We start from the raw sequence: 11717 nt of genomic DNA, 5'->3' as shown, positions 1-11717 counted from the left end.
ACCGGTCTCAGGAGGTCGAGCGGCCCGCTTGCCGCTCGGCCTCCTGCGCCACGTTGCGCTGCATCCCGCCGAAGACGATGCCGTGGAACGGCGCGACCGCCCACCAGTACGCCTGGCCGGCCAGCCCGTGCGGGTGGAAGAGCGCGCGCTGGGCGAAGTAGGTGCGGCCGGGCCCAGCGGCGTCGCGCAGGCTCGGGGCGTCGTCCGCCTCGTCGGTCACCTCCGCGGCGGCCTCGTCCACGCGCAGCTCCAGCCAGGCCAGGCCCGGCAGGCGCATCTCCGCGCGGAGCAGCATACGCTCGCCCGGCTCGATGGCCTCGACCCGCCAGAAGTCCAGCACGTCGTCGACGCGCAGCCGGCGCTCGTCGCGGCGGCCCCGGCGCAGGCCGGGCCCCCCGACGACGCGGTCGACCAGGCCTCGGGCCTGCCAGGCCAGCGACCACGAGTACCACCCGCCCTGGCCGCCGATCTCCTCGATCACGCGCCAGAGCACCTCTCGCGGCGCGTCGACGACCGTGCGCCGCTCGTCGACGTAGAGGGAACCGCCCGCCCAGTCGGGGTCCGTGGGCAGCGGGTCCGACGGCGCGCCGGGCACGGACGCCGACGACCAGCGAGTGGTCACCTCGCCGTCGTGGATGCGGGTCAGGGCCAGCTCGATCGCCCGCTCGACGCCGACGAGCCCCTCCGGCGGGTCGGGGACGTACCGGCGCACGTCGTCCTCGCGGCACACCACCTCGTGCTGCAGCGAGTCGACCAGGGGCCGTGCGATCCCGGACGGCACCGGCGTCACCAGGCCGACCCAGTGGCTCGACAGCCGGGGGGTGAGCACCGGCACACCGACGATCACCCGTCGCCGCAGGCCCGCGACGCGGGCATAGCTCTGCATCATGTCCCGGTAGGTCAGGACGTCGGGACCACCGATGTCGAACCCGCGCGAGACGTCGGCCGGGAGCGTCGCCGCACCCACGAGGTACCGCAGCACGTCCCGGATCGCGATCGGCTGGATCCGGTTGTCGACCCAGCGCGGCGTCGTCATCGCCGGCAGCCGCTCGGTCAGGTACCGCATCATCTCGAAGGACGCCGAGCCCGAACCGAGGATCACCGCGGCCCGCAGCACCGCCGTCGGCACGCCGGAGGCCAGCAGGACCTCCTCGACCTCCTTGCGCGAGGCGAGGTGCGCCGACAGGTCGCCCTCGGGAACGTCCGGATACAGGCCTCCGAGGTAGACGATGCGTCGCACGCCCGCCTCCCGGGCCGCCCGCGCGAACGTGAGGGCGTTGCGCCGGTCGACCGCCTCGAACGTCCGGCCCGTGCCCAGCGAGTGCACCAGGTAGTAGGCCACGTCCGCGCCCTCGAGAGCGTCCCGGGTCGCCTCGAGGTCGCTCACATCCGCGGCGACCCTCTCGACGTCCGAGGCCCAGTCCCGGCCGTCGAGGCGGGCCGGGTCGCGGGAGATGGCCCGCACCTCGTGCCCGGCGGCGAGCAGCTCCGGCACCAGCCGCCCGCCCACGTACCCGGTGACACCGGTGACGGCGGCCCTCATCCCAGCAGCTCCAGCACCGCGCGCTCGGCCCGCGAGCGGACCCGTGTCGCGCCGATCGTCTCGCCGCGCTCCCACAGGTCGAACAGCCGCGGGTCGATGTACGACGACCGGGCCACCGCGGGAGTGTTGCCGAGCTCCTCGGCGACGTCGCGCACGACCTCGGCGACGACGCGTCGCCGGGCACGCTGCGACGACGGAGCGGGCCCGACGTCGGCCAGCGCCCGGGCCGTCAGCACCGTGGCGTGCCAGGTGCGGAAGTCCTTCGGTGTGGCGTCCTCGCCGAGCCGTGCCCGGATGTCGGCCTGCACGTCCGCGCTCGTGACGTCGTGCCAGGTCCGTCCGCCTCGCGTGTCGTCGTACCAGGCGAGGAGCTCGGTGCCACCGCGACGGCGTTTGAGCGTGGTGACGTGCCGCGCCACCGTCGCGTCGTGCACGACCGTCTCGCGCACCTGGCCGGACTTGGCCGGGTACCGGAAGCAGACGCTGCCGTCCCGGCGCACCCGGGCGTGCTCCTTGCGGATCGTGGCCAGCCCGTAGCTGCCGTGGCGTCGTGCGTACACCTCGCTGCCCGCGCGGAAGGAGGCGTCGTCGAGCAGCCGGAACGCCAGCGCCAGAGCCTTCCGCCGCGGGAAGCCCGGACGGCGCAGGTCACGGCTCACGCCGCGCCGCGCCACGGGCAGCCGGCGACCGACCTCCAGGACGTGGTCGTGCTTGCGCCGGGCGCGCCGCTCCTGCCACTGCGGGTGGTACAGGTACTGGCCGCGTCCGGCGTCGTCGTACCCGAAAGCCTGCAGGTGGCCGTTCGCGAAGCGGCAGATCCAGACGTCGCGCCACGCGGGCGGGATCGCCAGGTGCCGGCACCGTTCGATCGCGTCGGCAACGGCCAGGGGCATGCCGTCGACGTCCAGGAAGACCCAGCCGTCGCCCTTGCGACGGCGCGAGCAACCCGGGTCGGACGGAGACGAACGGCGCAGACGCACCTCGACAGTGTGGAACGACCGGCGCCATCTCGCACGGGGTACGGGTCAGCCGGGCAGGCGGACCATGCCCTCCTGCGCGATGGTCGCCACCAGGGCGCCCCCGCGGTCGTAGACCCGGGCGAGCCCCAGGCCACGGCCGCCCTGTGCACCGGGTGACTCCTGGACGTACAGCAGCCACTCGTCGGCGCGCGCGTCCCGGTGGAACCACATCGCGTGGTCGAGGGAGGCCATCGGGACCTTCCCTCCCACGTCCAGCCAGGACGTGCCGGCCTGGCGCAGCACCGGCTCCAGCATGACCTGGTCGCAGGCGAACGCCAGCAGGGCACGGTGCAGCAGCTTGTCGTCGGAGGCGATCTCGTGACGCGCGCGGACCCACACCAGCTGCTCCGGGCGGGGGTCGGACGCCGCGCCGAGGTAGACAGACCCGCCCACGTGCGCCAGCTCGAACGCCGAGCCCTCCGACCAGTACCGGGCCGCCGGGTGGTCGACCCCCGCGAGGGCCTCGAACGTGGAGGTGACGTCCTCCGGCGCGGGGACGTCGTCGGGCATCGGCACCTGCGCCTCGTAGCCCGGCTGGTCCACCTGGAACGACGCCGTCAGCGACAGGATCGGCCGGCCGGCCTGGATCGCGTGCGTCCGCCGCGCGCTGAAGGACCGGCCGTCGCGCAGGCGCTCGACGGCGAAGTCCACCGGGGAGTCGAGTGCTCCCTCACGCAGGAAGTAGGCGTGCAACGAGTGGGGGAGCCGGTCGTCCTCCACGGTGCGGCCGCAGGCGATCAGCGCCTGGGCGAGCACCTGGCCGCCGTACACGCGCCGGCCGGGCCCCGGCACGGAGTCGCCGCGCCACAGGTCGTCCTCGCCGCGCGGCCCCCAGCCCTCGACCTCGCGCAGGTCGAGAGCGGCCAGCAGCTCGTCGAGGGGCCCAGGGTTCTCGGTCACGCTCGGACTCACTCCTCTGTCTCCTGTGGTCGGAATGGTGCTGCGCTCGCGGGCTCGCTCCGCATCATTCCTCGAGCTCGTGGTCGGAATGGTGCTGCGCTCGCGGGCTCGCTCCGCATCATTCCTCGAGCTCGTGGTCGGAATGGTGCTGCGCTCGCAGGCTCGCTCCGCATCATTCCTCGAAGGTGTTGATCATGCTAAAGGCCGCCCGCTCCAGGTAGTCCCACAGCTGGGACTCGTGCGCGGGCGCCAGGTCGAGGGAGTCGACGGCGGTGCGCATGTGCCGCAACCAGCGGTCGCGGGCGTCCGGGTTGACCTTGAACGGCGCGTGCCGCATCCGCAGGCGAGGGTGACCGCGCTGCTCGCTGTACGTCGTCGGACCACCCCAGTACTGCTCGAGGAACAGCGTCAGGCGCTCCTTGGCCGGGCCCAGGTCCTCCTCGGGGTACATCGGACGCAGCACCTCGTCCTGCGCGACGCCGTCGTAGAACACGTCCACGAGGCGCTCGAACGTGGTGTGGCCGCCGACGTCGTCGAAGAAGGTGGGTGTCGTCACCGGCACATCCTCCCAGATCGGGGACGGGCCGGGCCGCCGTCCGTCCGTGGCGGTGGTCACCCGGGAACACCCGCTCGTGCGAGACGTTAGGCTGGTAACGGACCTGCAACGACGCGATCCGACGAACCACTTCCTGGGGAGACACCGAATGAGCAAGGCGGACGACATCCTCTCAGCACTCGGCGGGACCACCAACGTCGTCGAGCTCGAACCGTGCATCACGAGACTGCGTGTCCAGGTGTCGGACCCGCAGCTCGTGGACGAGCACGCTCTGAAGACCTCCGGAGCGTTCGGCGTCGTCCGCTCGGGGCGCGTCATCCAGGTCATCGTCGGTCCGGAGGCCGACAATCTCGCCGCGGAGCTCGACGGGCGCCTCGCCTCGGCCTGAGCCGGGGACTGTCCGCACGCGCCCAGGCAGCCGGGTGCGTGCGGACCGCGGCGGGACCCGGTCCGCGTCGGGGTCAGCCCTCGTCGCTGGCCGTCGTCTCGGCCCGCAGCACGCCCGCGCCCCGGAGCTGCGCCTGCGCGGCGCGGAGCATCGCCCGCGACACGTCCCACTGCACGCCGGGCTTGACCTGCGCGTGCAGGGTGAAGGTCATCGAGAAGTCCGTGACGGCGTCGACGCCGCGCACCGACGGCGGCTCGAGGAACTCCGCGGCCAGCTCCGGGTCGGCCGCGACGGCGTCGGCCGCACGGCCGAGCGCGGAGCGGACCACGTCGACGTCCGCGTCCACGGGGACGCGCACCTCGGCCAGCGCCCGCGACCACCCCTGCGTGCGGTTGCCCGCCCGCAGGATCTCGCCGTTGCGGACCCACCACAGCGTGCCGTCGATGGAGCGCACCTGCGTGGTCCGCAGCTGGACCTCCTCGATGACGCCGTCGGCGCCGGAGCCGAGATCGACGACGTCGCCGACGCCGTACTGGTCCTCCACCAGGATGAACACGCCGGAGATGAAGTCCTTGACGAGGGACTGGGCACCGAAGCCCAGGGCGATGCCGGCGACGCCCGCGGAGGCGAGCAGCGGTCCGACGGGGTAGCCGACCTCGGTCAGGACCATCAGCAGGATCATGACGCCGACGACGATGTTGGCCGTCGAGTTGAGGACCGATCCGACGGTGCGCGCCCGCTGGGCGCGACGCGCGGAGGCCAGCGGGTTCGCGACCGAGATCGCTTCACCCACGATCGGTGAACGGCGGAACCAGTCCTTCGCGCTCTTCTCCTCGGTGGGCGGCTTGCCGGTGGCGATCCGCTCCGTGACGTGGGAGATGAGGCGACGCAGCAGCACCAGGACGACGACGCCGACCACCACGATGACGGCGACGCGCAGCGGCCAGCCGGTGAACCAGGACCAGAACGACTCACCGGCGTCCGAGAGGCCGTCCGTGATCTCGGACGTGGGGGAGGGGTCGGGTGTGCTGGAGGCGGGGGCCGGAAGACGAGAAATCACGCCCGCCACCGTAACGGCCCGCGCCGCCTGTCGACACCGTCGACGAGGCGTCCGCTGGCGTGGGGCGACTGCTGCAGGCGTCCGATGGTGGCAGGATCGTCCCCGTGAGCATCAAGGACATGGACCAGACCGTGCCCGACGACGGCACGCGCCCCGAGCTGCACGAGCTCGCCGCGGCGCACGGGGTGCTCACCGAGTACCACCGGTTCGGCGGCGGCACCGCCCAGGTGCCCGACACGACCCTGGTCGCGGTCCTCGGTGCGCTCGGGGTCGACGCCTCCGGGCCGCAGCAGGTGGCGCACGGCCTGCGCCGCGTGCGCGACGAGGAGTGGCGCTCGGTGCTGCCACCGACCGTGGTGGCGCGCCAGGGCCACGAGACGCTCCTGCCCGTGCACGTCAGCGACGGCGCGTCGGTGCACGTGTGGCTGGAGCTGGACGGCGCCGAGCCCGCCGCGCGGCGGCACGCGGTCCGGCCGCGGCGCGACCTGCAGCAGTCCGGCGACTACGTCCCCCCACGCGAGGTCGACGGGCGGGTGGTGGGCCGGGCGACGTTCGTGGTCCCGCCCGACGTCCCGCTCGGCTGGCACACCCTGTACGCGCTCAGCGAGGGGCAGGAGTCCTCGACGACCCTCGTGGTCACGCCCGACCGGCTCGTCCTGCCGCCGGAGCTCGAACGTGGCCAGGCGTGGGGGGTGCTCGCGCAGCTCTACTCGGTACGGTCGCGGACCTCGTGGGGCATCGGCGACCTCGCCGACCTCGCGGACCTCGCGTGGCTCACGGCGCACCGGGCGGGCGCCGACTTCGTGGCGGTCAACCCGCTCTCCGCGGCGGAACCCGTCACGCCGATGACCCCCTCGCCCTACCTGCCCACCTCGCGGCGTTACGGCAACCCGATCTACGTGCGCGTCGAGGACATCCTGGAGACGGCGTACCTCTCGGCCGCCGACCGATCGCTCGTGGAGTGGGCGGCGGACCCCGTGCGGGACCTCGACGGCAACGGCGGACCCATCGACCGCGACGCCGTCTGGGAGGCGAAGAAGGCCGCGCTCGAGGTGGTCTACTCGGCTCCCCGGCGTGCTGCCCGGCAGGCCGCCTTCGAGGACTTCGTCGCCACCGAGGGCGCCGGGCTGCAGGACTTCGCGACCTGGTGCGCGATCACCGAGGAGCTCGGGGGCCGGCCCTGGCCCGCCGAGCTGGCCGAACCCGCGTCGCCGGCCGTCGCCGCGGCCCGCGAGCGGCTCGCCGAGCGCATCGACTTCTACGTCTGGCTGCAGTGGGTCTTCGACGAGCAGAAGGCCGGCGCCCAGCGCACGGCGGTCGACGCCGGCATGCGGCTGGGGATCGTCCACGACCTCGCGGTCGGCGTGCACCCGGACGGGGCCGACGCCTGGGCGCACGCGGACGTGCTGGCCCGCGGGGTCGGCGTCGGCGCCCCGCCGGACATGTACAACCAACAGGGGCAGAACTGGTCCCAGCCGCCGTGGAACCCGCGGGCGCTCGCCCGGGCCGGCTACGCGCCCTACCGCGACATGCTGCGCACCGCGCTGAGGCACGCCGGGGCGCTGCGCGTCGACCACATCCTCGGCCTGTTCCGCCTGTGGTGGGTGCCCGAGGGCGCCGACCCCACGCAGGGCGCCTACGTGCGCTACGACCACGACGCGCTCGTGGGCATCCTGGCGCTCGAGGCCCAGCGGGCCGGGGCGGTCGTGATCGGCGAAGACCTGGGGGTCTTCGAGCCGTGGGTGCGCGACTACCTGGCCGGGCGCGGCGTGCTCGGCACGTCCGTGTTCTGGTTCGAGAAGGACGGCGGACGCCCGCGGGCGCCCCAGGACTACCGTCGGCTGACGCTCGCGACGGTGGGGACCCACGACATGCCGCCGACGGCGGGCTACCTGGCCGGCGAGCACGTCGACCTGCGCGAGCGGCTCGGCCTGCTCACCGAGGACGCGCAGGCGTTGCGGGGGCAGGCCAGGTCGGAGCGCAACGCCGCCGTGGCGGTGCTCGCCGAGCAGGGGCTGGTCGGGGACAACCCGTCCGAGCGCGAGGTCGTCGAGGCGCTGCACCGGTACCTGCGACGGTCGGAGGCAGCCCTCGTGGGGGTCCAGCTCGTCGACGCGGTGGGCGAGCGGCGCTCGCAGAACCAGCCGGGCACCGACACCGAGTACCCGAACTGGAAGGTCCCCCTCGGGGACTCCGCCGGCAACGTGGTCCTGGTCGAGGACCTCTTCGACAACGCGCGGCTGCGGTCGCTCTTCGCCGCGGTGGGCGCGGGCCGCTGACCAGGGGAGCCCGCGAGGCGCCGGCCTCGCGGGCTCCCCCCCCGGTGTCAGGCGGCGTCGACCGCCTGGGCGGCCAGCGCCCGCTCGGTGCCGGCCAGCCCCTCGACGACCATCCGGCGCAGGGCCGCCGGTGCGTCGGGGTGCGTCTCGAGCCACCCACGGACCACGTCCCGCAGCCGGGTCGACGCCAGAGGAGCCGGGTAGAGCCCCTCGATGAGCTCCTCGGCGATGTGGTAGCTGCGCGTCTCCCAGATCGGCAGCAGGGAGTCCACGTACCGCTGGGCGAACGGCGTCAGCACGGCGGGGTCGGTGACCTGCACGAACCCGGCGGCGGTCGCGCGGATGATCGCGTTCGGCGCGTCCGCGTCGTCCACCACGGAGGCGAACGCGCGCTCCTTGCCCTCGAACGTGGGCGTGGCGGCACGGGCACGGGCCGCAGCCTGGCGGCCCGACGCCGTGTCGTCGGCGGACAGGGCGGCGTCGATCTCGTCGTCGCCGGCGGCGCCGAGCTGGACGAGCCCCTGGAGCAGCTCCCAGCGCAGGTCGGTGTCCACGGCGAGCCCGTCGAGGACGACGGAGCCGTCGAGCAGCCCGCGCAACGGGGCCACGTGGGCGTCGGAGGAGGACATCGCCGCGAAGTACTTCACGAGCTGCAGCTGCAGGTCCGACCCCGCGGCGGCGTCCTGCGCCAGCGACCAGAGCGTGTCGCCGACGCGCCCGAGGGTCTCGGCGCGCCGCGCGGGCGCCACGTACGAGCGGGCGGCGAGCCCGAGCTGAGCCAGCGTGGTGCGCACCGTCGTGGACTCCGTCTCGGCCGCGATGTTGCCCAGCACGAGGTCGACGTACGCCGACGCCGGGGTCTCGCCGTCGCGCACCGCGTCCCACACCGAGCCCCACACCAGGGAGCGGGCCAGCGGGTCGCTGATGCGCGAGAGGTTCTCGACGGCGAAGGCGAGGGAGGCGTCGTCGAGCCGCACCTTGGCGTAGGCCAGGTCGTCGTCGTTCACGAGGACCAGGTCGGGCCGGGTCAGGCCGACGAGGTCCGGCACGGCGGTGCGTGGGCCGTCCACGTCGACCTGCACCGAGCGCGTGCGCACGACGGCGCCGGAGTCGTCGAGGTCGTAGCAGCCGATCCCGAGACGGTGCGGGCGCAGGGTGGGGTGGTCCGCGGGCGCCGTCTGCTCGATGTGGAACGCCGTGATCCGGCGGTGGTCGTCCAGCTCGATCGCGGGCCGCAGGGTGTTGACCCCGGCCGTCTCGAGCCAGATCTTCGACCAGGCGGTCAGGTCGCGCCCGCTGGTGGCCTCGAGCTCCACGAGGAGGTCGGGCAGCTCGGTGTTGGCCCACGCGTGCTTGCGGAAGTACGCCGACACCCCGCGGATGAACTCGTCACGGCCGACCCAGGCCACGAGCTGCTTGAGGACCGAGGCGCCCTTGGCGTACGTGATGCCGTCGAAGTTGACCTGGACGTCCTCGAGGTCGTTGATGGGAGCGACGATCGGGTGCGTGGACGGCAGCTGGTCCTGCCGGTAGGCCCAGGTCTTCTCCATCGCGTTGAAGGTGGTCCAGGCGGCCTCCCACTCGGTCGCCTCGGCGGTGGCGAGGGTGGAGACGTACTCGGCGAACGACTCGTTGAGCCACAGGTCGTTCCACCACTTCATGGTGACCAGGTCCCCGAACCACATGTGCGCGAGCTCGTGCAGGATCGTCACGACCCGGCGCTCGCGGACGGCGTCGGTGACCTGGGAGCGGAACACGTACGACTCGGTGAAGGTGACGCAGCCCGGGTTCTCCATCGCGCCCATGTTGTACTCGGGCACGAACAGCTGGTCGTACTTGTCGAACGGGTACGGGACGCCGAACGTCTCCTCGTAGAACGCGAAGCCCTGCCGGGTGGTGGCCATGATGGCCTCGGCGTCGAGGTGCTCGGACAGCGACGACCGGCAGAACACGCCGAGGGGAACGGTCCGGCCGTCCGACGACGTGACCTCGCCGCGCTCGACGGCGTACGGGCCGGCGACGAGCGCCGCGAGGTACGTGGAGATGCGCGGGGTGGGCCCGAACTCCCACCGGGCGGCCTCGATCTCGGGCTCCGTGGCGTGCGTGGCGAGGGCCGGAGCGGGTGTCGGCTGGTTCGACACGACGTGCCAGGCGGCCGGTGCGGTCACCGTGAGCTGGAAGGGAGCCTTGAGGTCCGGCTGCTCGAACGTCGCGAAGACCCGCCGGGCGTCGGGCACCTCGAACTGCGTGTAGAGGTAGACCTCGCCGTCGACGGGGTCGACGAACCGGTGCAGCCCCTCACCGGTGTTCATGTAGCCGCAGTCCGCCACGACGCGGACCTCGTTGTCGGCCGCGAGACCGTCCAGGGCGATGCGGGAGTCGGCGAACACCTCGGCGACGTCCAGGGGACGTCCGTTGAGCGTCACCTCGCGCAGGCGCGGGGCGACCAGGTCGAGGAACGTGCTGGCTCCGGGGGTCGCGGAGAACCGGACGACGGTCGTGGACTGGAACGTCGTCGGCCCGGTGGTCACGTCGAGCTCGACGCGGTAGGACTCGACGGTGCTGATGACCCCGGCGCGCTCGACGGCTTCGACGCGGGTCAGGTTCTCTCCGGGCACGGGTGCTCCCTGGGACGGTGACAGGTGACGGCGACCACGAGGTCGTCGCGGCCGCGTGCGTCGATCATGCCACCTCGGACCCGGCGTGCCGAACCCTTTCGCGGCGGAACCACGCCGGTCCGGCGAGGGCATGGCACGGAGCTCTGGCGGACGTCGACCCACGCGGCGGCGCGGACGGGTTCGACGGACGAGACCCGGTCGTGACATCCTGCGCTGTGCGCGTCAGCGCGTCGGCCGGTCGTCACGGCCGTCCGTCCCGGGAGGGAGCCCAGATGTCCGGCAACGTGCCGCCGCCACCGCCGCCCGGCCCTGCCCCGCAGGGGCCAGGTGCCGACTCGCCGCGGGAGCCCGTGCGGCCCGCGACCGCCGCGGCGACCCCACCGTCGTTCGCGCCCGGCTCCGCGCCGCGCGCCGGCGGGGCGGGTTCCCCGTCGACCGCGCCGGCGCCACCGACGGCCGTGCAGCAACCCACCGCGAGCCCGCACGCGCCGGTCCCGCCCGCTCCCTCGCAGCACCAGCCCGGCCCCGCGGGTCCGGCACCGACGGGCCATGCACCGACGAGCCCGGCACCGGCCGGGTACTCCGCACCCGTCCGTCAGCCCGCCTACCAGCCGGCGGCCTACCGCCAGCCGGAGTACCACCAGCCGGACTACCAGCAGCCGGCTGCTCCGCTCGCGGCTCAGCAGTACGGGTACACGCCCCAGCAGTACGCCTACCAGCAGCCGTCGCCGCCGACCGGGACGTCGCAGGCCCCCGCCGCGGCAGGCACCGCGAAGCGTCCGAGCCGCCGGCTGTCCCCGGGGTGGATCGTGTTCATCGTCGTGGACGTGATCCTCATCGTCGTGGCGGTCACGTTCGCGATCAACATGCTCGGCGGCTCCGACCTGCCGGCCGTCGCCGACGCGGAGCCGGACGCCGTCGCGACGCAGGACGCGCAGGGCGGTGCGGAGGGCGAGGCCGCCGAGGAGGAGCCCGCCGCCGACCCGGGCGCGTCCGTCGCCGAGTTCGCCTCGCCGTCGCGGAACATCTCCTGCGAGGTCTTCGAGAACCAGGTCTCCTGCGCGATCGCCGAGCTGAACCAGCAGCCGGCCCCGGTGGAGGGCTGCGACGGGACGACCGGCTACGTGGTGACGCTGGGAGGAGACGGCGAGGTCGCCCTGCCGTGCGTGCCCGGTGCCGACAAGCCCACGGCGGCCGCCGGCGGTCTGGACGAGCTGCCCTACGGCGAGTCGACGACCGAGGGCGACTTCACGTGCACCAGCGAGCAGGACGGCATGTACTGCCAGCACGACCCGAGCGGCAAGGGCTTCTCGCTGGCGCGCGCCGGCGTCGGGACCTACTGACCGGTCCCGAC

9 protein-coding genes are annotated in these 11717 nt (G+C 73.6%); 3 read left to right on the top strand and 6 right to left on the bottom strand.

Annotated features, from left to right (window positions below):
• Positions 1–7: 7 nt before the first annotated feature.
• The 4 genes from AC3RJ8_RS11425 to AC3RJ8_RS11410 all read right to left on the bottom strand — a co-directional run bounded on the left by AC3RJ8_RS11425 (position 8) and on the right by AC3RJ8_RS11410 (position 4018).
• Complete coding sequence (locus AC3RJ8_RS11425) at positions 8–1543, bottom strand: SDR family oxidoreductase (RefSeq protein WP_489712742.1); 1536 nt, start codon at positions 1541–1543, stop codon at positions 8–10.
• Entirely contained in the window at positions 1540–2523 is a 984-nt protein-coding gene (locus AC3RJ8_RS11420) for a DNA topoisomerase IB (protein WP_489712741.1), read from the bottom strand. Before AC3RJ8_RS11420 ends, AC3RJ8_RS11425 begins: the two co-directional genes overlap by 4 nt.
• A gap of 45 nt (positions 2524–2568) precedes the next feature.
• Entirely contained in the window at positions 2569–3462 is an 894-nt protein-coding gene (locus AC3RJ8_RS11415; protein WP_489712740.1) for an acyl-CoA thioesterase, read from the bottom strand.
• A 172-nt stretch (positions 3463–3634) separates the two neighbouring features.
• Complete coding sequence (locus tag AC3RJ8_RS11410; protein ID WP_489712739.1) at positions 3635–4018, bottom strand: globin; 384 nt, start codon at positions 4016–4018, stop codon at positions 3635–3637.
• 148 nt (positions 4019–4166) lie between these two features.
• On the opposite strand from AC3RJ8_RS11410, the gene AC3RJ8_RS11405 reads away from it, so the two are divergent.
• The gene (locus AC3RJ8_RS11405; RefSeq protein ID WP_407318445.1) at positions 4167–4406 is read left to right on the top strand and encodes a PTS sugar transporter subunit IIB; all 240 of its coding nucleotides are present in this window, start codon (positions 4167–4169) and stop codon (positions 4404–4406) included.
• Positions 4407–4479: 73 nt separating this feature from the next.
• Here the strand turns inward: AC3RJ8_RS11405 and AC3RJ8_RS11400 are convergent, their stop codons facing one another.
• Entirely contained in the window at positions 4480–5466 is a 987-nt protein-coding gene (locus AC3RJ8_RS11400; protein ID WP_489712738.1) for a mechanosensitive ion channel family protein, read from the bottom strand.
• Positions 5467–5585: 119 nt separating this feature from the next.
• On the opposite strand from AC3RJ8_RS11400, the gene malQ reads away from it, so the two are divergent.
• On the top strand, positions 5586–7745 hold the full coding sequence (gene malQ / locus AC3RJ8_RS11395; RefSeq protein ID WP_489715626.1) for a 4-alpha-glucanotransferase: 2160 nt from the start codon (positions 5586–5588) through the stop codon (positions 7743–7745).
• 47 nt (positions 7746–7792) lie between these two features.
• Here malQ and pepN read toward each other — a convergent pair whose 3' ends face one another.
• Positions 7793–10363: an aminopeptidase N gene (gene pepN, locus AC3RJ8_RS11390; RefSeq protein ID WP_489712737.1), complete on the bottom strand. Its 2571-nt coding sequence runs from the start codon at positions 10361–10363 to the stop codon at positions 7793–7795.
• 272 nt (positions 10364–10635) lie between these two features.
• Between pepN and AC3RJ8_RS11385 the strand changes: the two genes are divergently transcribed.
• Positions 10636–11706 carry a hypothetical protein gene (locus AC3RJ8_RS11385; protein WP_489712736.1) on the top strand — a complete coding sequence of 357 codons (1071 nt, stop codon included), beginning with the start codon at positions 10636–10638 and terminating at the stop codon, positions 11704–11706.
• The last annotated feature ends 11 nt before the right edge of the window (positions 11707–11717 follow it).

It is taken from the genome of Isoptericola sp. MSGPD8_1_ISO-PGPR-S23-394, from assembly GCF_058072785.1.
The sequence above is the reverse complement of the archived record's forward strand: the minus strand, read 5'-3'. Positions and strand labels throughout refer to the sequence as shown.